The organism is Georgenia satyanarayanai (assembly GCF_900116375.1).
Taxonomy (GTDB): domain Bacteria; phylum Actinomycetota; class Actinomycetes; order Actinomycetales; family Actinomycetaceae; genus Oceanitalea; species Oceanitalea nanhaiensis.
On sequence record NZ_UETB01000003.1, the window covers coordinates 178,973 to 200,882 of the forward strand.

Sequence of the window (21,910 nt, forward strand, 5' to 3'; positions counted from 1 at the left end):
GGAGTAGTGCATCCCATGACCGACCAGCTCATCGACGGCCTCTACCGCGAGGGCGCCCCGATCGCCGACACCAAGGCGCCGACCTCCGTCCCGGTCGAGCGGCGCTGGCGCGAGCGCCAGTTCGGTGCCCGCCTCGTCAACCCGGCCAACCGGCGCAAGATCAGCGCGATCATCGTCGGCACCGGCCTGGCCGGCGCCTCCGCCGGCGCCACCCTCGGTGAGGCCGGCTACCAGGTGAAGTCCTTCTGCTACCAGGACTCCCCGCGCCGGGCGCACTCGATCGCCGCGCAGGGTGGCATCAACGCGGCGAAGAACTACCGCAACGACAACGACTCGACCTTCCGGCTCTTCTACGACACCGTCAAGGGCGGCGACTTCCGCGCCCGGGAGTCCAACGTCTACCGCCTCGCCGAGGTCAGCGCGAACATCATCGACCAGTGCGTCGCCCAGGGCGTGCCCTTCGCCCGTGAGTACGGCGGCCTGCTCGACAACCGCTCCTTCGGTGGCGTCCAGGTCTCCCGCACCTTCTACGCCCGCGGCCAGACCGGCCAGCAGCTCCTCATCGGCGCCTACCAGGCCCTGGAGCGCCAGGTCGCCGCCGGCACGGTCCAGATGTACACGCGCCACGAGATGCTCGAGCTCGTCGTCGTCGACGGCCGCGCCCGCGGCGTCATCGTCCGCGACATGGTCACCGGTGAGATCGAGACACACCTGGCCGACGTCGTCGTCCTCGCCACCGGCGGCTACGGCAACGTCTTCTACCTGTCGACGAACGCCATGGGCTCGAACACGACGGCGATCTGGCGCGCGCACCGCAAGGGCGCCCTGTTCGGCAACCCCTGCTACACGCAGATCCACCCGACGTGCATCCCCGTCTCCGGTGACTACCAGTCCAAGCTCACCCTCATGAGCGAGTCGCTGCGCAACGACGGCCGCATCTGGGTGCCCAAGCGTGCCGAGGACTGCGACAAGGACCCGCGGGACATCCCCGAGGAGGACCGCGACTACTACCTCGAGCGCATCTACCCGGCCTTCGGCAACCTCGTCCCCCGCGACATCGCCTCCCGGCAGGCGAAGAACGTGTGCGACGACGGCCGTGGCGTGGGCCCGGCGGTCGACGGCGTGCGCCGCGGCGTGTACCTCGACTTCGCCGACGCGATCGGGCGCATGGGCCGCAAGGCCGTCGAGGCCAAGTACGGCAACCTCTTCGACATGTACCAGCGCATCACCGGGGAGAACCCGTACGAGGTGCCGATGCGCATCTACCCGGCCGTCCACTACACGATGGGCGGGTTGTGGGTCGACTACGACCTCCAGTCCAACATCCCCGGCCTCTTCGTCACCGGTGAGGCGAACTTCTCCGACCACGGCGCCAACCGCCTGGGTGCCTCGGCGCTCATGCAGGGCCTGGCCGACGGGTACTTCGTCCTTCCCAACACGGTCAACGACTACCTCGCCGACGGGCCCTTCGAGAAGGTCGCCGAGGACCACCCGGCGGTGGTCGAGGCGCGCGCGTCGGTGCAGGACCGCATCGACCGCCTGATGAGCGCCGGCGGCACCCGCTCGGTCGACTCCTTCCACAAGGAGCTCGGTCAGATCATGTGGGAGTACTGCGGAATGGAGCGCACGGCCGAGGGCCTGCAGACGGCCATCGAGAAGATCCGGGCGCTGCGCGAGGAGTACTGGCGCGACGTGCGCGTCCTCGGAGCGGCCGACGACTTCAACCAGTCGCTGGAGAAGGCCGGCCGCGTCGCCGACTTCATCGAGCTCGGTGAGCTCATGTGCATCGACGCGCTGCACCGCCGCGAGTCCTGCGGCGGGCACTTCCGTGCGGAGAGCCAGACGGAGGACGGCGAGGCGCTGCGCCACGACGACGAGTTCGCCTACGTCGCGGCCTGGGAGTGGGCGGGGACCGGTGAGGCCCCCGTGCTCCACAAGGAGGACCTCGTGTACGAGTACGTCGAGATGAAGCAGCGGAGCTACAAGTGAGAATCACCCTCAAGGTCTGGCGTCAGGCCAACGCCGCCACCCGCGGCCGGATGGTCGACTACGCACTCGACGACGTCTCCGAGGACATGTCCTTCCTCGAGATGCTCGACGTCCTCAACGAGCAGCTCATCGCCAAGGGCGAGGAGCCGGTGGCCTTCGACCACGACTGCCGCGAGGGCATCTGCGGCATGTGCGGCCTCATGATCGACGGCGTCGCGCACGGGCCGGAGGTCACCACGGTCTGCCAGCTCCACATGCGGTCCTTCAATGACGGCGACACCATCACCGTCGAGCCGTGGCGCGCGGACCCCTTCCCCGTCATCAAGGACCTCGTCGTGGACCGCTCGGCCTTCGACCGGATCATCCAGGCCGGCGGGTTCATCTCCGCCAACACCGGCGCGGCCCCGGACGCCCACGCGACCCCGGTGCCCAAGGCCGACGCCGACGCCGCCTTCGAGGCGGCCGCGTGCATCAGCTGCGGCGCCTGCGTCGCCGCCTGCCCCAACGGCTCCTCGATGCTCTTCACCGCCGCCAAGGTCACCCACCTCGGCAAGCTGCCCCAGGGCCAGCCGGAGCGGCTCGGGCGCGTGGTCTCGATGGTCGCCCAGCAGGACGCCGAGGGCTTCGGCGGCTGCACGAACATCGGTGAGTGCGCGTCCGTGTGCCCCAAGGGCATCCCGCTGGACACGATCAACCAGCTGAACTTCGACCTGCGCACCGCCCTCCGCAACGGCGCCTGACCCGCCGCCCCCTCTCTTCAGCCGAGTACGCACAAACGGTCACCCAGCGGCGCCTGCAGCGCCGCCTGGGTGACCGTTTGTGCGTACTCGGCGTCAGGGCTGGCGGTGGCGGGTCTCGCCGCGGGCCTTGCGGCGCTGCGCCGAGCGCTCGGCGTAGGCGTCCTTGCTCACGAAGCGCCGCTGCAGCCGGCGCCGGTTCCAGTCCCGTGCCCGGCCCACGAGGCCGCCCCAGTAGGCCTCGCGGGCCCGCGCCTCCACGGCCGCCCGCTCGTTCCACTCCGCCCGCTCCTCCTCGGCGTGGCGCAGGGCGAGGACCTCCTCGCCCTCCTCCCCCAGGTGCTCGAGGTCGGCGACGAGCGTCTCCTCCCGGGACCTCTCGTCGGCCTGGACGGTGCCGGTGGTCGCCTCGTAGTCCCACGTGAGGGTCTGGGGGACCGAGAGGGTGACGTAGTTGGGGTGCTCGTCGAAGTTCGTCGCGCTCGGGTCGTCCGGCTTGGGCGGCGCCGGTGGGTTGGCGGTCCACGCGGCGATCATCAGCGTGACGCGCGCGAGGAGGTTGACCCACAGCAGCAGGGTGATGAGCGCCGCGGCCGTCGCGAGCAGCGGGTCGTCGGCGCCCCCGACGAGAGTGGTCCCGAAGAGCCGGAGCACGGTGGAGGCCACCGCGCCCAGCAGCGCCCCGAGGAGGAGGTCACGGCGGGGCACGTGCACGCCGGCGAGCACCCGGAAGAGCAGGACGTACACCGCGGCGTCGACGAGGAGGGCGGCGAGGTAGCCGAGGACGCGCAGCGCGGCGGAGGCGAAGGCGCCCTCGATGCCGACGGCGTCGAGCACCCACTGCCCGGCCGCGCCGGCGGCGATCCCCAGCGCCGCCGTCGTGACGACCGCGGCGGCCAGGGCGAGGAAGCCGCCGAGGTCGCGCACCCGCATGAGCACGGGGCTCTCCTTGGGCGCGACGATGCCGAACATCATCCTGATCGATCGCCGGAGCGCGCCCATGACGGAGATCGCCGTCCACAGCAGCACGCCGGCGGCGGCGACGCTGGCGGGGTTGAGGGCAGTGTCGAGCACGAGCTCGCTGGGGTCGACGAGTCCGCCGTTGGTGCCGGTGTCGATGATGCCGGGCAGGGCGTCGTCCACGCTCTGGAGCACGGTCTCCCGCAGCTCGGCGTTGGTGCCGAGCACCGTCATGAAGACGGTGTAGCCGATCGTCAGGGCCGCGAAGATCGAGAACAGCGCGGAGTAGGTGATGCCACCGGCGAGCAGGCCGCCGTTCACCTTGGCGTACCGGGCCAGCCCGCGGCCGGGCCGCGAGTGCTCCCAGCGCGCCATCAGCGCCTTCACGCGTTCGCCCGCCGTCGGACCGTCGCTCCCCTGCTCCTCGGTGCTCATGCCCGCCAACCCTAGGGAGGAAGCCCGACGGCGGCATCAGCAGACCGATGCCCCCTCCTCTCCTCGTGCCGACAGCTGGATTCCTGTCACCAGGAATCCAGCTGTCGGCGCTGGGCGGGAGGGGGTCAGCTCAGCTTGGCTACCCCGGCCACGTCCTTGGCGGCGGCGGTCCCGGTCGCGGCGGGTGCCGGGCCGACGGGGCGGCGGACACCGAGGGTGTCGGTCCCGTTGCCGTCCCAGTCACCCACGTACACCTCGTCGCCCAGGCGGCCGAAGGTCACCACCGTGTCCGCGTCCCCGCCACGCAGGGAGTTGTTCACGTGGTACACCCGGCCTCGCTGGATCGCGAAGGTGTCACTGCCGTTGCCGTCCCAGTCACCGGCCAGGGTGACGTCGGCGGACCGGCCGTAGGTGAACACCGTGTCGGCGTCCCCACCCCGCAGGGAGTTCTTCACGTGGTAGACCGCACCACGACGCACCGCGAAGGTGTCCGTGCCGTCGGCGTTCCAGTCACCGACTAGCACCTGGTCAGTCTCGCGGCCGTAGGTGAACACCACGTCGGCGTCCCCGCCACGCAGGGAGTTCTTCACGTGGTACTCGGCCCCGCGGCGCACCGCGAAGGTGTCGGTGCCGTTGCCGTCCCAGTCACCGACCAGGATGACGTCACCATCACGGCCATAGGTCAGGACCACGTCCGCGTCCCCACCACGCTGCGCGTTAGACACGTGGAACTCGTTCCCGCGACGCACGGCGATCGTGTCGACGCCGTCACCGTCCCAGTCTCCGATGAGCACCTCATCAGCCCACCGGCCGTACATGAAGTGCACGTCCGTGGAACCCCGCCAGGTGTTGGACAGGTGGAACTCCGCACCACGGGTGTCCGGAGCCGGGGTGCCGGTGGTGAAGGCGAAGCTCCACTCCGCGGCGGCCCCCTCGGCCAGCACGAAGCCCTCCAGCGCACGCACCGTCACGGTGACGGTGCCCACGCCCGGGTAGGTCCCGGCCTCGATAACGTCACCGTCGATCACGTACTCCACGCCGTCGAGCGCGGGGACCGTGAAGGTATCATCGGCGAATCCGGGCCGGTCGACGAAGGACACCGCCTCAGGCGTGACCTCCACCAGCTCCGGCCCCCCACCCTCGGTGGAGAAGGTGTGGGACCACTCGGCCACGGCACCCTCGGCGAGCACGAAGCCCTCCAGGGCGTGCGCGGTCACCGTGACCTCGCCCGAACCCTCGTGGGTCCCGGCCTCCACGACCGAGTCACCGATCCGGTACTCCACACCCTCGACGTCCGGCACCGTGAAGGTGTCGTCGTCGGTGCCATGCTCGTCGGAGAACGTCACCCCCTCAGGCGTCACCTCGACGAGCTCGGCCGGCGGCACCGCCAGCTCGGCGACCTGCTCAGCGGTCAGCACCCGGTCGAAGAGGTGGACGTTGTCTACGGCTCCGTCGAGGAAGTCGACGTCGTTGCCCTCCCACTGGCCGCGCCCGACGGCGAAGGTGCCGTCGGTCAGGGTCGAGGCCTTGGACTCCTGGACAGCCGCGAGCTCGCCGTCGAGGTAGAGGCGCAGCTCTCGGGCAACCGCGTCGCGAACACCGACCAGGTGTCGCCACTCGCCAGTACGCGGCGTCCCTTCCGCGACCGCGCGGTCGTTCTCGAAGCTGAAAGCGAAGCCATTGATCGGCGCGCCATACTGCAGGAAGAAGGCACTCTTACCGCGGACGCCGTCCATGCTGGCCACCGTCGCGTAGCCACCCGTGGGCAGCTCGTCCAGGCGCACCCAGGCCGAGACGGAGAAGTTGCCCGTGGTGTCGAGTTCCGGAACCTGGGTCGTCGCCGCCCCGTCGCCGTCGAGACCGAGGGCCGAGCCCTGGATCCCGATCTCCTCCCAGGACATGCCCTCTCCGAGCGTGAGGGTGTGGTCGTTACCGGTCACGTCCTCGGCGGTGTCGCCCTCGTTCTCGTTCAGCGGCCAGTAGGCCAGCGCGTCATCGGTCGGCTCCGGGAAGGTCCGCGGGTGCGAGCCGACCTCGACGAGCTTCTGGTTGATGGCACGCACGGCGTCCCGGTCCATCTTGGAGACCTTGCGGTCGTAGGTCCAGAACCCGTTGACCTCACCCTCGAGGTCGGTCAGCTGGGTGTAGACGGAGCCGGAGAGGTAGTCCTGCGCCGGCGCGATGAGCTCCGCGGTGTTCTGCACGTAGGCGGCGGTGAGCTCCTCGGAGGTGTCGACCTCGCCGTACGGGTTCACCGATCCGCCGGGCCACACGTGGCCCGGGACGGACAGCGAGAAGCCGCCGTGCTCGCCGTCGATCGCGGCGCGCGTGTCGTCCGGTCGCGGCAGTGCCGGCCCGGTGTACTGGTGGTAGTCGATGATGTCGCCCTGACCCGAGTCGCCCAGGGAGTTGCAGCAGTTGTGACCACTGTGCGCGTTCATGAGTCGTGACGGGTCGAGGGCCTTGATCTCGTTGGCGATCTCACCGGTGGTCTGCAGGTTCCACTCGCCCCAGCCCTCGTTGAAGGGGACCCAGCCGATGATCGAGGTGGAGGAGCCGAACTGCTCGACCATGGTCCGCATCTCGGCGCGGTACTGCTCGCGGACGTCCTCGTTGGCGTTGTCACCGCTGGGCATGTCCTGCCAGACCAGCATGCCGATCTGGTCGGCGTGGTAGTACCACCGCTGCGGCTCCACCTTGATGTGCTTGCGGATCGTGTTGAAGCCGAGGTCCTTGGTCTCCTGGATATCCCAGGCGAGAGCCTCGTCGGTGGGAGCGGTGTACACGCCGTCCGGCCAGTACCCCTGGTCAAGGGTCGAGTTGAGGTAGGTCTGCTCGCCGTTCAGCAGGATGCGCTGCTGGCCGTCCACCTCCGCGACCTCGATCGACCGCATGCCGCTGTAGCCGTCGACGGCGTCGTTCTGGTCACCGTCGGTCAGCGTCGCCGTGAGGTCGTAGAGGTACGGGTCCTCCGGCGACCAGAGGTGCGGGTCGGGGATCTCGAGCTGCAGATTCGTGTCCGTCGCACCGGTCACGCTGCCGACCTCGACGCCGTCGGCGTCGTAGGCGACGATCTCGACGGACGCCTCGTCCGAGGCCCCCGCGGTGTTGACGTTGACGGTGAGCGCGTCGTTGTCGAGATCGGGGGTCAGGTCGAGCTGGGTGATGTGGGCGGCCGGGACCGGCTCCATCCACACCGTCTGCCAGATGCCCGAGGCGGGCGTGTAGAAGATGCCCCCCGGGTTGTTCGACTGCTTGCCACGGGGCTGGTCCCCGGTGGTGTCGGTGACCCGCACGACGAGCTCGTTCTCGCCCTCGACGAGGGCGTCGGTGATGTCGGCGGAGAAGGCGTCGAAACCACCGAGGTGGTGCGCCACCTCGGTGCCGTTGACGTAGACGGTGGCCTCATAGTCGACCGCATCAAAGTTGAGCTGCAGCCGCTCTGTGGTCCCGATCGCCCAGCCCTCGGGCACCGCGAACGTGCGGTAGTAGGCGAAATGGTCCTCGGTGAGCTCGACCTCCGAGAGGATCGACTCGATCGGGAACGGGACGACGACCTCCTTCGAGAAGGCCTCGGCCTCGAACGGGGTCTCACTGTCGGCCTCGAGGATCTCGAGCTGCCAGGGCCCGTTGAGGTTCTGCCAGTCCTCGCGCACCATCCCGGGGCGGGGGTACTCCGGCAGCGGGTTGTCCCGGTCCAGGTCCGCGGCCCACGGCGTCACCATCACATAGGTCGACAGGTTCTCGACCGGGATGTCGAACGCCGGAGCGTCCTCGCCACCGACGGTGAGGTCACCCTCGCCGTCGTAGGCGAGCCGTACTACCGCAAGCTCCGTCACCGGGCCCTCGGGGGTCAGCACGAGCGCCTCGCCCGAGGAGTAAACCTCGGCTTCCGCCACCGGGATCTCTCCGCCGTCGACGGTGAGCACGACGTGGTCGGCGACGTCACTGCCGGCCGCGACCGCTCCGTCGAGTTCGAGGCGCACCGCGTCGCCGGCCTCGTTGACCGTGCCGCGCGCCGGGTAGACGTCGAAGTCGTCCGGCGGCGTGAACGCGCTCAGAGGCACGATGCTCTTCTCGATGCCGGGACCCGTCCACCGGACGAAGAGGTTGGCGCCGCCGGTGGCCTGGAACTGGTCGAGGCGGAAGTCGTACTTCTCGCCGGCCTCGAGCGTCACCGTCTGCGACGTCTGCTCGATGTCCCACTGGTTGACCCACCAGTCGATGATCTGCTCGCCGTCGACCCAGAGCCGGAAGCCGTTGTCGCCGGAGACGTAGAAGGTGTAGTCCCCGCTGGACGGCGCCTCGATCTGGCCCGTCCAACGCGCGCCGGTGTGCTCCCCCTGCCCGGTGCGCTGCTCGTACACCGGGACGAGGTTGTTGAAGTTGAGCTCGCCGTCGAGGATGGTGCTCGTCGGCTCGGTCAGCTCGAAGTCCGGTGCGGTGACCCCGGCGAAGTACTCGCCGCGGAGTCCGTTCACCTCCTCGACCGCTCCCTGCGCTGCGGCAGCTGTGCCGAGCAGCGATGCGACCAATGCACCGATGACAAGAACTGATCGTGCCCGGAGGGTGCTACCCCGGCCGCGACGATGTGGCTGAGTCACTGTTGACCTTTCGACGTGGTGAACGGACTGCGGTGTGACCGGCCAACGTTCAGCCGATCGCCTTTCGTGGGCGTGCCTGCACCCGCGAGAGGTAGATCTGTGCCGTCGCGACGACGATGAGGACGGCACCGTTGACGACGGCCTGCCAGTTGGAGTCGGTCAGGCCGAGCCGGTTGATGAGGTTGGCGATGACCTGGAGCAGGAGCATCCCCACGAGCGAGCCCAGGACGGAGCCGGACCCGCCCATGAGAGCCGTGCCACCGAGCACCACCGCGGAGATCGCGGTGAGCTCGAGGCCGACACCGAGGGTTGTCACTCCCGAGGCCGTGTAGGAAGCGGTCAACGCACCTGCGAGACCCGCGAGCATGCCGCTCGCGGTGTAGGCGATCATCTTGGAGCGGGCGACGGGCAGGCCCATGAGGTCGGCAGCCAGGGGCTGGCCACCGATGGCGAGTAGGGTGGATCCGTAGGACGTGCGGTACTGCACGAGCATCCCGGCGGCGAACAGCAGCACGGCCAGCCAGACCGTGTACCCGAGGCCCAGGAAGGACCCCTGGGCGAGGGTGAGGAACCAGCTGCCCTCCGGCACCTTGAAGGTGATCGCGCCCTCGTCGGTGAGGACGAGCAGCAGCCCCCTGGCGAACAGCAGTCCGGCGAGCGTGACGATGAAGGCCGGGACCGCGGTCCGCGCCACGATGGTTCCCTGCACCAGGCCGAACAGCCCGCACACCGCCAGCGGCAGCACGAGCCCGAGGAGCGGGTTGTGGCTCGCACCCCACGCGCCGAGGACACCTCCCAGCGCGAAGACCGACCCCACGGACAGGTCGATACCCCCGGTGAAGATGACGAAGGTCATCCCGAGTGCGAGCAGCGAGTAGAAGGAGGCCTGCTGGGCGATCTGGCTGAGGTTGCTGGCAGTGCCGAACGAGTCGAAGGTCAGGCTCATCACCAGGCCGAGGCCGAGGAGCACAAGCAGGGCACCGTTGCGCTGCGCGAAGCGCGCACTCCGTTCCCGACGGCTGACTACGGCAGCCGTAACCTCGACCTTCTCCGACGTCACGCTACCGAGATCGGTGGTCGTCTTCACGAGGTCTTCCTCCCGAGCTGGACGTAGACAGCCCCGACGATGACCACGGCCTGCGTCATCTGGGCGATCGAGTCCGCGATGTTGTGAGCCACCAAGGTCGAGGTGATGAGCTGCATGAGCAGCGCACCGGCCAGCGTGCCGAGCACGCGGATCCTGCCGCCCGTGAGTGGAGTGCCGCCGATGACGACAGCAGCGATGGCATTGAGCTCCATGAGCAGTCCGAGCGTCCGCGGGTCGGACGCCTGCGACCGGGCCGCCAGGAGGATCCCGGCGATCGCCGCAAGGACTCCGCTCACGACGTACGTGGTAACGAGGATCCGGTTGACCGGGAGCCCCGCGAGCGTGGCGGCCCGACGGTTGCCGCCGATCGCCTCCATGCCGCGCCCGAAGGTCGTGCGCCGCACCAGGAATCCGACGACGAGCAGCATCACGGCGGCGACCAGCACCGTGTAGGGGACGCCGAGGAACGAGCCGAGGCCGAGCGAGCGCAGGCCGGGGTCGTTGAGGTTCTTGATCTGACCGCCGATCACGTTGGCCAGTCCTCGACCGCCGACGAGGATGGCGAGCGTGGCGACGATGGGTTGCAGTCCCACCCGAGACACCAGAGTCCCGACGAGGAAGCCCGATGCCGCTCCGCACAGCATCGCGATCGCGACACCCGTGAGCGTCCCGTACCCCAGGTACAGCGGCATGACGGCTGCGGCGAGCGCCATCACCGACCCGACCGACAGGTCGATGCCTCCGGTGCCGATGACCATCGCCATCCCGAGCGCGACGATGAGGGTGGGGGCGGTCTGGATGAGTTGGAGCCGGAGGTTGCTCGTCGTGACGAAGTGGGGGGTGATGACGATGTTGAGGATCACCAGCACGATGAGCGCGAGGTAGACGCCGTTGCGCCGTACCCAGTCACCGCTGATCGGTGAGCCGCGGCGGTGCTCCGCAGGGCCCGAGCCCGGAGGTGCCGCCACCGCTGTCTGGTTGCTCATGAGGCCACCTCGTCCTGGAGGTCGTGAATTGTCGGGGCGACCAGCGCCGCAAGCAGTCGTGAGTGGGTCAGGTCGCTGCCGGAGAGTCGGTCGTTGACCGAACCCTCGTGCAGCACGACGACCTTGTCGGAGGTGTCGACGAGCTCCTCCGTCTCCGACGAGATCATGAGGACCGCGAGCCCCTTCTCTGCCAGTTCGTCGATCACAGACGCAACCTCCTGCTTGGCACCGACATCGATTCCGCGGGTCGGCTCGTCGAGCAGGAAGACCTTCGGCTTGGTACACAGCCAGCGCGCGATGAGGACTTTCTGCTGGTTCCCGCCAGAGAGCTCGGAGACCAGCTGCTGCGGGCTCGACACCTTGATCCTCAGCCGCTTGATGAAGGTGTCGACGAGCTCGTCGACCTTCGCGTCGGAGATGACGCCCCACCGGGAGACCTGGTCGAGGACCGCGAGCACGATGTTGTCGCGGACCGACAGGTCGGGGATGATCCCCTCGGCCTTGCGGTCCTCCGACAGGAGGGCGATCCCGGCATCGAGAGCGGCGGGGATCGAGTTCCGCCGGATGGCAGTGCCCTCGACGTCGATCGTGTCGGCGTCGGAGGCAAGGTCGCCGTAGATGGCCTTGACGGTCTCGCTCCGGCCGGATCCGAGCAGCCCGGCGAGGCCGACGATCTCACCGGGGCGGACATCGAGGTCGATGCCGTGGAGTCGCCTGTGGGCCCGCAGCCCGCGGACGGACAGCACGGGTGCCGCGGCGTCGGCGTCGCCGGTGCTGATCGATGCCGACTCGCGTTCCCTGACGCCCTCGGCGATCTCTCGACCGAGCATGTGCGAGACGAGCTCGCGGCGGTCGAGGTCGGCCATCTGGCCCCGGTGGACGACCTCTCCGTCCCGCAGGATGGTGATGGCGTCGCACAGCTGCCACAGCTCGTCGAGGCGGTGGGACACGAACACGATGCCGACGCCGTCGTCACGGAGCCGTCGCGCGACCGAGAACAGTGTCTCGACCTCGCGGATCTCGAGCGACGAGGTCGGCTCGTCCATGATCACGGTGCGGGCGTTGATCGTCATGGCCCGCGCGAGGGCGATCATCTGCTGGACGCCGAGCCCGAGTCGGCCGACGTCCTGGGTGACGTCGACCTCGATGCCGAGGTCGGCGGTGATGCGCTGCGCGTCACGGTTCATCGCGCGCACGTCGATGAGGCCGAGCCGGTTGCGGGGCTCTCGCCCCAAGAACACGTTTCGGGCCACGGAGAGCAAGGGGACGAGGCTGATCTCCTGGTAGACCGTGGAGATGCCGACGTCCTGTGCGTCGGAGGGGCGGGAGAAGCTCACCGGCTCACCGCGGTAGCGGATCTCGCCGGCGTCGGGCTGGTACACGCCGGTGAGGACCTTGATGAGCGTAGACTTCCCGGCACCGTTCTCGCCGACGAGTGCGTGGATGGAGCCCGGGGCGACACTGAACGAGACGTCCGTGAGGGCTTTGATACCGGCGAACTGCTTGGTCACGCCGGTGACCTCGAGAACCGAGGCCGCCGCTGACACGTCGACGGTCTGCAGGGGTGATGAAGGCACAGCAGATTCCTTCGGGAGGGTGGGCGAAGTGCGTCCCGGCACCGGCAGTGACGCCGGGACGCACTTGGGGTGAGGAGGTAGAGCCGCTGGCTCAGAAAGCGCGCCCGAGCTGCTCCTCGGCGTTCTCCTGGGTGTACTCGCCGTCCTCGATGATGATGTCCTCGGGAATGGCCTCACCGTCGTAGAACCGCTGCAGCGTCTCGAAGACCAGGGGCCCGAAGCGCGGGTTGGACTCGATGACCGCGTTGTACGTCCCGGCGACGATGGCCTCGACAGCGTTGCGCGTGCCGTCGATCGACACGATCACCACGTCCTCGCCCGGCACCATGCCGGCCTCGGTGATCGCCGTCATGGCGCCGAGACCTTCCTCGTCGTTGAAGGCGTAGATCGCGTCGATCTCCGGGTTCGACTGGAGCAGCTGGGCGGTGACTTCCTGGCCCTCGCTCCGGGAGGCGTTGGCCGTCTGCTCCGCGACGATGGTGATGTCGGGGTACTCAGCCGCCACACGCTCCTTGAAGCCGTTGGCCCGGCCGTCGGTGACGTTGTTGCCCGAGGGGCCGAGCAGGATCGCGACGTTCGCCTCACCATCGGTGATATCGGCCAGCGCGTCAGCCGCCCGCTCGCCCTGCTCGACGAAGTCCGAGCCGAGGAAGGCCAGGTAGTCGGAGCACGACTCGTTCGTGACCTTGCGGTCGATCGTCACGACGGGCACGCCCTGGTCCTGCGCGGCCTGCAGCGCAGGGTCCAGGCCGTCGGAGTTCACCGGAGCGACGACGAGGATGTCGATGCCCTGGTTGAGCATGTCCTGGATGTCGTTGATCTGCTTGGGCAGCTCGTTGTTCGCGTTGGTCACGATGAGCTCAGCGCCCACCTCAGCCGCCGCGTCGCGGATGGACTGGGTCTCAGCCGCGCGGAAGCTTGCCGAGTCCGGCTCCGACTGGGAGAAGCCCACCTTGGCGCCCTCGAGCTCGATGGCCTCCACGCCGTAGTCGTCGATGGTGCAGCCTTCGCCCTCGCCGACGTCCGCGTCGCGGACCTGCTGAGACGTGTCGACCGTGCTGTCACTGGTCGCTTCGTTCGAGCCGTCCGTTCCTCCGCCGCCCTCGTTCGTGCATCCCGCGAGGGCAAAGCCAGCGACTGCGACGAGTGCTGCACCGCGCAGGAGGATGCGGTTCCCAGGACTTCTCATGTGCGAATCTCCTTCGAATCGATCGGACAGCATCGTCACCGCCGAATGGACCCTTCCTATCGGACTACGCCAGATTCAGTCAAGCCCGAACACAAGCCATCCAGGACGAGCAGTCTCGCGATGCGGTCTGGTGGTTCATGTTCGTTCTTGAGTTCTTCGTGTGCCATACTGAGCGCATGAGCATTGACCGCGCCGCACCCACCTCATCTCCGCTGCTCGCCCGCCAGCGGCAGCAGCAGATCCTGGCCGTCGTCAGCCAGCACGGTGGTGTGCGCGTCGCCGACATGGTCGATCAACTCGGCGTGTCAGAGATGACGATCCGTCGTGACATCACGAGCCTCGTGCGTCGTGGACTCGTCTCCCGGGTGCATGGTGGCGCGGTCAGCCCGAGCCGCTCGACCGAGGAGCCCGCCTTCGCACTCAAGGCGACCCAGCACCAGGATGAGAAGGCCCGCATCGGTCGACATGCCGCCGCGCGGGTGGAGGCGGGCGACGCTGTCGCGCTCTCCGCGGGAACGACGACACTCGCCGTCGCCCGCGCCCTGGTCGCGCACCCCGACTTCGCCACCCTCACCATCATCACCAACTCCCTGCCGGCGGCCGACATCCTCCATCAGGCCGCCATGCACGCCCGCGAGGCCTCCCACCCCAGTCCGACGATCGTGCTCACGGGCGGCGAACGGACACCCTCGGACGCCCTCGTGGGTCCCGCGACCATCGACTACCTCCGCGCGGTACGGGTCGACTGGGTGTTCCTCGGGGCGCACGGCTTCGATCCCACCATCGGCCTCATGACACCGAACCTCCAGGAGGCGGCGACCAACGCCGCCCTCCTCGCGACCGGCCGCAGCGTCGTCGCCGTGCTCGACTCGAGCAAGTGGGGCGTTCGCGGGGTGCGTGCCTTCTGCGGCGTCGAGGATCTCGCCGCCCTGGTCACCGATGCCGAGCCGGATGAGGAGACCCTCGCAGCCGCCGCCACCCACGACTTCTCGCTGGAGATCGCCACCGATGACCACTGACGCGCCCGCGGTCCGCAAGACGCGTGCCAGGCTCGCCGACGGCCGCGAGATCCTCTACTTCGACGACTCCGAGCCCTACGTCTCCGGCGGCGCCACCCGTCGTCTCGACGACCCCCGCCCGCTCCCGGACCGCTTCGCCCCCGTCCCCGGTCCCGACGGCGAGCCGCAGCCCTTCACCGGCCCGCAGATGCGCTACGACGTCCTCACCGGCGAGTGGGTCCCCATGGCCACCCACCGGATGAACCGCACCCACCTGCCCCCGGCCGACGCGAACCCGCTGGCCCCCGCGAAGCCCGGCGCGGCGTACTCGGACGGTGAGGTGCCGGCCGACGACTACGACGTCGTCGTCTTCGAGAACCGCTTCCCCTCCCTCGTCCAGGTGCCGGGCGAGGAGGACGTCGTCACCCACCTCGACGGCGAGCCGCTGTGGCCCGTGCGCCCCGCGGCGGGCCGCTGCGAGGTCATCTGCTTCTCCCCCGACGCGAAGGCCTCCCTCGCCACGCTGGACGAGGGCCGCATGCGGACCGTCGTCGAGGCCTGGGCGGACCGGACGTCCGAGCTCGGCGCCCTGCCCGGGATCGAGCAGGTCTTCTGCTTCGAGAACCGCGGCCGCGAGATCGGGGTGACCCTCCACCACCCCCACGGGCAGATCTACGCCTACCCCTACCTCACGCCGCGGACCGCGACGATGCTGCGCCAGGCGCGCGAGCACCGCGCCGCCACCGGCCGCAACCTCCTGCGCGACGTCCTCGAGGCCGAGCTGCGCTCCGGCCGCCGCGTCGTCGCCGAGTCCGAGCACTGGGTCGCCTACGTGCCCGCCGCCGCGCGCTGGCCCGTCGAGATGCACCTCGCCCCGCGCCGCGACGTCCCCGACCTGCCCGCCCTCACCGACGCGGAGCGCACCGACCTCGCCGCGATCTACCTGCGCCTGCTCCGGGCCGGGGACCAGTTCTTCGTCGAGGAGGGGGCCGACGGCGAGCAGCGCGCCATCGCGCTGCCCTACATCTCCGCCTGGCACCAGGCACCGGTCCACGAGGGCCGCGAGGACCTGCGCCTGCACCTGCAGCTCTTCTCCGTCCTGCGCGCTCCCGGCAAGCTCAAGTACCTCGCCGGCTCGGAGTCCGGCATGGGCGCCTGGGTCTCCGACACCACCCCCGAGCGCATCGCCGACCGTCTGCGGGAGGTCATCGCGTGAGCGTCCTCGCTCCCGCCTGGACCGCCGACGACGGCGCCCGCCGGGCCCGTGACCTCCTCACCTCCGTCCTCGGTCCCGAGCCCGCCGACGGCGTGTGGGCGGCTCCCGGGCGGGTCAACCTCATCGGGGAGCACACCGACTACAACGGCGGTCTGTGCCTGCCCATCGCCCTCCCGCACCGCACGTACGTCGCCGTCCGCCGGCGCACCGACCGCACCGTGCGGCTCACCTCCGCCCAGGAGGAGGGCGTGCGCACCATCGACCTCGACGGCGTCGGCCCGGCCGGCACCGCGGGTGCGGTCGAGGGGTGGCCGGCGTACGTCGTCGGCGTCGCGTGGGCGCTGGTGGCCGAGGGTCTCGTGCCGCCCGAGCGGGTGACCGGCTTCGACGTCGCCGTGGACAGCTGCGTGCCCTACGGCGCCGGGCTGTCCTCCTCCGCGGCGCTCGAGTGCGCCGTGGCGATCGCCCTCGACGAGCTGTGGGAGCTGGGTCTTGCGGCGGACGACGCCGGCCGGTCCCGTCTCGCCGCTGCCTGCGTGCGCGCGGAGAACGAGGTCGCCGGCGCGCCGACGGGCGGCATGGACCAGTCCGCCTCGCTGCGCGCCGAGGAGGGCCGCGCACTGCTCCTCGACTGCCGCGACGGCTCCACCCGTCAGGTCCCCTTCGACCTCGCGGCCGCGGGACTGGAGCTCCTCGTCATCGACACCCGGGCCCCGCACGCCCTCGTCGACGGGCAGTACGCCGAGCGCCGCGACAGCTGCGAGCGCGCGGCCCGGCAGCTCGGGGTCACGACGCTGCGCGAGGTGGAGGACCTCGACGCCGCGCTCACGGCGTTGGACGAGCCCGTCGTCCGGCGGCGGGTGCGCCACGTCGTCACCGAGATCGAGCGCGTGGCCCGCTTCGCCGGGGAGCTCGACGCCGGACCGCTCGACGCGGCCCGCGCCGCGGCGCTCGGGGCGCTCATGGCCGCCTCGCACGCCTCGATGCGCGACGACTACGAGATCTCCTGCGCGGAGCTCGACGTCGCCGTCGAGACCGCGACGGCGGCCGGCGCCCACGGCGCCCGGATGACCGGCGGCGGCTTCGGCGGCTCGGCCATCGCGCTGCTCCCGGCGGGGCAGGCCGAACGGGTGGCCGGTGAGGTCCGCGACGCCTTCGCCGCGGCCGGCTTCGCCGAGCCGGCCTTCCTCCTCGCCCCCGCGAGCGCCCCCGCCGCCCGCACCTGACCTCTCGGCGCGCCCGCCCCCGCCCCCTCCCCGCCGAGAGCTGAGTTCTTCACCGCACCCTGTCGGGAACAACTCAGCTCTCGACGCACCCCGGAACCGCCGCCGCGCCCCCTCCTCGCGGAGAGCTGAGTTCTTCACCGCACCCTGTCGGGAACAACTCAGCTCTCGGCGCACCCGGGACCCGGCCTCTCCCGCCGAGACCCCGGCCTCTCCCCGCGGGACCCGGGGGATCGGTCAGCCCAGGTCGACGACGAGGGGGGCGTGGTCGGAGAAGCGCTGGTCGTAGGCGGCGGCGCGGTCGACCGTGGCCGTGCGGGCGCGCTCGGCGAGGCCGGGCGAGGACAGCAGGTAGTCGATCCGCCAGCCGGCGTCGTTGTCGAAGGCCTTCCCGCGCATCGACCACCACGTGTAGGGGCCCGGCCCCTCCCCGCCGAGGCGGCGGCCGAGGTCGACGTAGGCGAGGTCGTCGAACCAGCGGTCGAGGTAGGCGATCTCCTGGTCGAGCACGCCCGAGGTGCGGTTGTGGTTGCCCTTCCAGTTCTTGATGTCCACCGGTCGGTGGACGATGTTGACGTCCCCGCCCACGACAACCTCCCGCTCCCCCGCCGCCGCCTGCTCCGAGAGCGTGGTGAGCCGCGCGGTGACCTTGTCCAGGTGCGCGTACTTCGCGGCCATCCGCTCGGGCTCGCTCGCCGTCCCCGAGTGGACGTAGACGGACACCAGGGTGAGCGGACGGTCGCTGCCGGGCAGCTCGACGTCCATCTCCACCCAACGGCCGGTGTCGACGGGCGGCTCGTCCTCCCCCAGGCCCACCCGCACCGCCGTGGCGGGCAGGCGGGAGGCGACGGCCACACCGGCCCGGCCCTTGATGTCGCTGGCCTGGTGGGCCACGTGCCAGCCCGCGCCGAGCAGCTCGCGGAGCACGTCGTCGGGGGCGCGGACCTCCTGCAGGAGGAGCAGGTCGGGTGAGCGGTCGGTGAGCCAGGTGTCCATGCCCTTGCGGACGGCGGCGCGGAGCCCGTTGACGTTGACGGTGGCGATTCTCAGCATCCGGCCATTCTCACCTCGGGCGGTGACATGGCCGAAACCGGCGGGACCCGCCGCTGCGGGTCCCGCCGGCCCGTTCAGTGGCGCCGCACCCCGAGCGTGTCGGTGCCGTTGCCGTCCCAGTCGCCGACGTAGACCTCGTCCCCCTCGCGCCCGAAGGTGAGGACGCGGTCGGCGTCCCCGCCCCGCAGGGAGTTGTTCACGTGGAAGACACGGCCACGCTGGATCGACAGGGTGTCGGTGCCGTTGCCGTCCCAGTCACCCGCCAGCGTGACGTCCCCGGACCGGCCGTAGGTGAAGACCGTGTCGGCGTCCCCTCCGCGCAGCGAGTTCCTCACGTGGTACGTGGCGTCCCGGCGCACCGTGAAGGTGTCCGTCCCGTCCGCGTCCCAGTCGCCGACGAGGACCGTGTCGTTCTCCCGGCCGTAGCGGACCACGCGGTCCGCCTCCCCGCCGGTCAGCCGGTTCTTCACGTGGTAGTCCGCGCCGCGGCGCACGGCGAGCGTGTCGTGCCCGTCCCCGTCCCAGTCGCCGACGAGCAGCGTGTCGCCCGGGCGCCCGTACGTGAAGGCCAGTGACGCGTCGCCGCCGCGGTGACCGCCGGACACGTGGACGACGTTCCCGCGGCGCACCGCGATGGTGTCCGTGCCATCACCGTCCCAGTCACCGATGAGGACCTCGTCCCCGCTGCGGCCGTAGCGGAAGACCTCGTCCGTGGTGCCGCGCCAGTCGTTGCTCAGGTGGAACTGCGGGGACGCCGAGGGCGGTGGGACGTCCTCGGGCCGGACCACCATGGCGCTGCCCCCGCCGGAGCGCTCGGGCTCGGCGGCGGCCTGCAGGCGCCCGTCGGGCAGGAAGGCGATGCCGGTGGCGTTGCCGAGCGTGCCCACCTCGTTGACCGTGTGGCCGCGGGCGCGCAGGGCCTCGCCGAGCGCGGTGCCGGCGATCGCGGCCTCCGCCTCGCTGGCGGCGCCGTTGCGGCTCGAGAGCCGCGGCGCGGCGATGGCCTCGGGCAGGGACATCCCGAGGTCGAGGTGGTTGACCGCGATCTGGAGCACGGTCGTGATGATCGTGGCCCCGCCGGGTGAGCCGAAGGCGGCGACGGGGGCACCGTCGTCGAGCACGATCGTGGGGGCCATGCTGCTGCGCGGCCGCTTGCCGCCCTCCGGCGCGTTGGCCGGGTGCTCGGGGTCCGGCTCGAAGTCCGTGAGCTGGTTGTTGAGGAGGAAGCCGTACCCGGGCACGGCGATCCCGCTGCCGCCGATCTGCTCGATCGTGAAGGTGTAGCTCACGACGTTGCCCCACCTGTCGGCCACCGTGAGGTGCGTCGTCGAGCCGTGCCCCTCCGCCGAGCCGGCGTCGGCCGCGTCGCCGTCGCCGTCGTCGTAGGGCCACGGGTCCCCGGCCGGGACGGGACGTGCCTGGGCCCGCTCACCGATGAGCTCACGCCGCTCGTCGGCGAACTCCTGGGACAGCAGGCCGGTGAGCGGGACGTCGAGGAAGGCCTCGTCACCGACGTAGGTGTTGCGGTCGGCGAAGGCGAGCGCCGAGCTCTCGGCCATGTGGTGGAGCACCTCCTCCTCGGCCATGGCGGAGAGGTCGAAGCCCTCGAGGATGTTGAGCGCCTCCCCGACGGTCGAGCCGCCGCTCGAGGGCGGGGCCATCCCGTAGACCTGCAGGCCGCGGTAGTCCACGACCGTGGGCTCCTGCTCGAGCGCCTCGTAGCCGGCGAGGTCGGCCAGGGTCATCTCGCCGGGGCGGACCTCCCGCTCCGCGCCGTCGGAGAGCGGCGGGGTGGTGTTCGTCGCGACGATCGCCTCGGCGATCTCGCCCTCGTAGAAGACGTCCGCGCCCTCCTCGCCCAGGAGGCGGTAGGTGTCGGCGAGTTCCTCGTTGGTGATGACGGTGCCGGCCTCGGGCGCCTCGTCGTCGACGAGGAAGGTCGCGCTGCTCGAGGAGAAGTCGCGGAAGATCTCCAGGTTGTCCTCGGTGCGCCGCTCGTACTCGTCGTCGACGACGAAGCCGTCCTCGGCCACCCGCACCGCCGGTTCCAGCACCTCGGCGAGCGACTTGGTGCCGTACTCCGACAGCGCCAGCTCCCAGCCGCGGACCAGTCCGGGCACGCCCTGGGACAGCCCGGAGACGCGCCGCTCGGCGAAGGGGATGGGCTCGCCGTCCTCGAGGAAGACGTCCGGCTCCATCGCCGCCCACGCCTCCTCGCGGGAGTCGATCGTCGTCACCTCCCCGGTCTCGGCGGAGTAGTGGACGAAGAACCCGCCACCGCCGATGCTGCCGTCGTAGGGGCGGGTGACGCCGAGCGCGGCGGAGGCCGCGACGGCGGCGTCGACGGCGTTGCCGCCCTCGCGCAGCACCTCCAGACCGGCGAGCGAGGCGTACGGGTCGAGGGAGGCGACGGCACCGTCGTAGCCGGTGGCGGTCGCCTCCTTGTCGTACTCCTGCGGCAGCCCGTGGGCTGCCGGGACGCCACCGACGACGAGCACCGCCGTCAGCGGAAGGATGAGGGTGGCCGGCCGGTGCGGCCGTCTCGCGAGGTGCGACATCGTTGTCCTCCGTGCTGTAGGGACCGTCCGTGGATGCTACGGCGGTCCCCGCGGCGGCGACATCCTCGGGAAGGATGACTGCGGGGTGGGTCTCGCGCGGGCGTCAGCGGCCGACGACGAGCCCCGGCCGTGCGGCCCCGAGCACGACGACGAGCTGCGCCACCCCGAAGCCGCCGACGACGACGAGCACGAAGCTCCACGAGAAGGTGCCACCCACCCATCCGGCGAGCAGCGGCCCGCACGCGGCGATCGCGTACCCGATGGTCTGCGCCATCGAGGAGAGCTGGGCGGTGTGCCGGGAGTGGGCCGTGCGCAGCCCGAAGAGGCTCAGCGCGAGCACGAGGGAGCTGCCCGTCCCCACGGCCGCCAGGGCGACCCAGGCGACGGCGACCTGCGGCGCGAGCAGCAGCCCACCCATCGCGACGACGATGCACAGGCTGATCGCGACGCCGAGCGGTCGCAGGTCGGTGCGGCCGCGCATGAGCGTGGCGACGAGCAGCCCGGCGAGCATCCCGACGAGCTGGAGGACGAACAGGTGCCAACCGGCGGCGCGCGGGTCGACGCCGAGGGAGGTCTCGACCGTGGGGAGCCAGGTGGCCAGGGTGAAGAACGACGCGGACTGCAGCCCCATGAACACGCTGACCACCCACGCGCTCGGGCTGCGCCACATCGTCACCGAGCGGCGCCCGGCGGCGGGCAGCCCGGCCGGTGCGTGCTCCTCCTCCGGCCGCGGCGTGCGCACCGCCCGGACCACCCAGAGGAGCGCGACGGGCAGGACGACGACGGCGAGCGCTCCCAGCGGCAGGCGCCACCCGCCGCCCCACGCGTCCGAGACGGGCACGGCGAGCCCGGACGCCGTCGCCGCCGTCGTCGTCATGACCGCCGTGAAGCAGGCCGTGACCAACGCGATCCGCCCGGGGTGGTCCCGCTTGATCACCGCCGGGGCGAGCACGTTGCCGGCAGCGGAGGCGATGCCGATGACGGCGGTGCCCACCCACAGCGCACCGGCGACGGGCACCGACCGCAGGACCACCGCGCCTGCCAGCGCCACGAGCGCGAACGCGAGGACCCGCTCGAGGCCGAACCGCATCGCCGGCCGGTGCACCAGCGCCGAGCCGACGCCGAACCCGATGACCGGCAGCGAGCCGAGCAGCCCGAGGGCCGTGGCGCCGAGCCCGGTGTCCTCACCGACCCGCTCGAGGAGCGGACCGACCGAGGTCACCGGCGCGCGCAGGCACGCGGCCAGCAGCATGACGGCGAGAACGCCCCGGGCGAGACGCCCAGGGCGCCGGGGCACC

General features: G+C 70.8%; 14 protein-coding genes. 5 read left to right on the forward strand and 9 right to left on the reverse strand.

The window, feature by feature from the left end:
• The first annotated feature begins 15 nt into the window (after positions 1 to 15).
• Positions 16 to 1,989, forward strand: a complete 1,974-nt coding sequence (locus DSZ44_RS06635; protein ID WP_110851822.1) for a fumarate reductase/succinate dehydrogenase flavoprotein subunit — start codon at positions 16 to 18, stop codon at positions 1,987 to 1,989.
• The gene (locus DSZ44_RS06640; RefSeq protein ID WP_110851823.1) at positions 1,986 to 2,729 is read left to right on the forward strand and encodes a succinate dehydrogenase/fumarate reductase iron-sulfur subunit; all 744 of its coding nucleotides are present in this window, start codon (positions 1,986 to 1,988) and stop codon (positions 2,727 to 2,729) included. Before DSZ44_RS06635 ends, DSZ44_RS06640 begins: the two co-directional genes overlap by 4 nt.
• Before the next feature lie 93 nt (positions 2,730 to 2,822).
• Here the strand turns inward: DSZ44_RS06640 and DSZ44_RS06645 are convergent, their stop codons facing one another.
• From DSZ44_RS06645 to DSZ44_RS06670, 6 genes are all read right to left on the reverse strand, one after another.
• Positions 2,823 to 4,121, reverse strand: a complete 1,299-nt coding sequence (locus tag DSZ44_RS06645; RefSeq protein ID WP_110851824.1) for a YihY/virulence factor BrkB family protein — start codon at positions 4,119 to 4,121, stop codon at positions 2,823 to 2,825.
• A gap of 125 nt (positions 4,122 to 4,246) precedes the next feature.
• Positions 4,247 to 8,602: a LamG-like jellyroll fold domain-containing protein gene (locus DSZ44_RS06650; protein WP_220035112.1), complete on the reverse strand. Its 4,356-nt coding sequence runs from the start codon at positions 8,600 to 8,602 to the stop codon at positions 4,247 to 4,249.
• Positions 8,603 to 8,774: 172 nt separating this feature from the next.
• Positions 8,775 to 9,812, reverse strand: a complete 1,038-nt coding sequence (locus DSZ44_RS06655) for an ABC transporter permease (RefSeq protein ID WP_258369282.1) — start codon at positions 9,810 to 9,812, stop codon at positions 8,775 to 8,777.
• Positions 9,809 to 10,798, reverse strand: coding sequence for an ABC transporter permease (locus tag DSZ44_RS06660; RefSeq protein ID WP_110851826.1), 990 nt, complete (start codon positions 10,796 to 10,798; stop codon positions 9,809 to 9,811). The genes DSZ44_RS06655 and DSZ44_RS06660 overlap by 4 nt, the downstream gene beginning before the upstream one ends.
• A complete protein-coding gene (locus DSZ44_RS06665) occupies positions 10,795 to 12,345 on the reverse strand; it encodes a sugar ABC transporter ATP-binding protein (RefSeq protein WP_110851936.1) in 1,551 nt (516 codons plus the stop codon). The genes DSZ44_RS06660 and DSZ44_RS06665 overlap by 4 nt, the downstream gene beginning before the upstream one ends.
• A 121-nt stretch (positions 12,346 to 12,466) precedes the next feature.
• The gene (locus DSZ44_RS06670) at positions 12,467 to 13,564 is read right to left on the reverse strand and encodes an ABC transporter substrate-binding protein (protein WP_110851827.1); all 1,098 of its coding nucleotides are present in this window, start codon (positions 13,562 to 13,564) and stop codon (positions 12,467 to 12,469) included.
• 176 nt (positions 13,565 to 13,740) lie between these two features.
• On the opposite strand from DSZ44_RS06670, the gene DSZ44_RS06675 reads away from it, so the two are divergent.
• Genes DSZ44_RS06675 through galK form a run of 3 tightly spaced genes read left to right on the forward strand, consistent with a single transcriptional unit; the run spans position 13,741 to position 17,004 of the window.
• The gene (locus DSZ44_RS06675; RefSeq protein ID WP_258369285.1) at positions 13,741 to 14,583 is read left to right on the forward strand and encodes a DeoR/GlpR family DNA-binding transcription regulator; all 843 of its coding nucleotides are present in this window, start codon (positions 13,741 to 13,743) and stop codon (positions 14,581 to 14,583) included.
• The gene (galT, locus tag DSZ44_RS06680; RefSeq protein ID WP_110851828.1) at positions 14,573 to 15,778 is read left to right on the forward strand and encodes a galactose-1-phosphate uridylyltransferase; all 1,206 of its coding nucleotides are present in this window, start codon (positions 14,573 to 14,575) and stop codon (positions 15,776 to 15,778) included. The genes DSZ44_RS06675 and galT overlap by 11 nt, the downstream gene beginning before the upstream one ends.
• The gene (gene galK / locus DSZ44_RS06685; protein ID WP_110851829.1) at positions 15,775 to 17,004 is read left to right on the forward strand and encodes a galactokinase; all 1,230 of its coding nucleotides are present in this window, start codon (positions 15,775 to 15,777) and stop codon (positions 17,002 to 17,004) included. The genes galT and galK overlap by 4 nt, the downstream gene beginning before the upstream one ends.
• A gap of 234 nt (positions 17,005 to 17,238) precedes the next feature.
• On the opposite strand, the gene DSZ44_RS06690 is transcribed toward galK, so the two are convergent.
• The 3 genes from DSZ44_RS06690 to DSZ44_RS06700 all read right to left on the reverse strand — a co-directional run bounded on the left by DSZ44_RS06690 (position 17,239) and on the right by DSZ44_RS06700 (position 21,909).
• On the reverse strand, positions 17,239 to 18,054 hold the full coding sequence (locus tag DSZ44_RS06690) for an exodeoxyribonuclease III (RefSeq protein WP_110851830.1): 816 nt from the start codon (positions 18,052 to 18,054) through the stop codon (positions 17,239 to 17,241).
• Positions 18,055 to 18,128: 74 nt separating this feature from the next.
• Positions 18,129 to 20,612 (reverse strand): gamma-glutamyltransferase, encoded by a 2,484-nt coding sequence (ggt, locus tag DSZ44_RS06695; protein ID WP_220035113.1) that lies wholly within the window; start codon positions 20,610 to 20,612, stop codon positions 18,129 to 18,131.
• A gap of 103 nt (positions 20,613 to 20,715) precedes the next feature.
• Entirely contained in the window at positions 20,716 to 21,909 is a 1,194-nt protein-coding gene (locus DSZ44_RS06700) for an MFS transporter (RefSeq protein ID WP_146237490.1), read from the reverse strand.
• Between the last annotated feature and the right edge of the window lies 1 nt (position 21,910).

What these genes read in the sequence shown, in the direction of transcription:
- DSZ44_RS06635 (WP_110851822.1), top strand. Translation starts at nt 16, where the DNA reads ATGACCGACCAGCTCATCGACGGCCTCTACCGCGAGGGCGCCCCGATC.
- DSZ44_RS06645 (WP_110851824.1), bottom strand. Translation starts at nt 4,121, where the DNA reads ATGAGCACCGAGGAGCAGGGGAGCGACGGTCCGACGGCGGGCGAACGC.
- DSZ44_RS06660 (WP_110851826.1), bottom strand. Translation starts at nt 10,798, where the DNA reads ATGAGCAACCAGACAGCGGTGGCGGCACCTCCGGGCTCGGGCCCTGCG.
- DSZ44_RS06670 (WP_110851827.1), bottom strand. Translation starts at nt 13,564, where the DNA reads ATGAGAAGTCCTGGGAACCGCATCCTCCTGCGCGGTGCAGCACTCGTC.
- DSZ44_RS06675 (WP_258369285.1), top strand. Translation starts at nt 13,741, where the DNA reads ATGAGCATTGACCGCGCCGCACCCACCTCATCTCCGCTGCTCGCCCGC.
- galT (WP_110851828.1), top strand. Translation starts at nt 14,573, where the DNA reads ATGACCACTGACGCGCCCGCGGTCCGCAAGACGCGTGCCAGGCTCGCC.
- DSZ44_RS06690 (WP_110851830.1), bottom strand. Translation starts at nt 18,054, where the DNA reads ATGCTGAGAATCGCCACCGTCAACGTCAACGGGCTCCGCGCCGCCGTC.
- ggt (WP_220035113.1), bottom strand. Translation starts at nt 20,612, where the DNA reads ATGTCGCACCTCGCGAGACGGCCGCACCGGCCGGCCACCCTCATCCTT.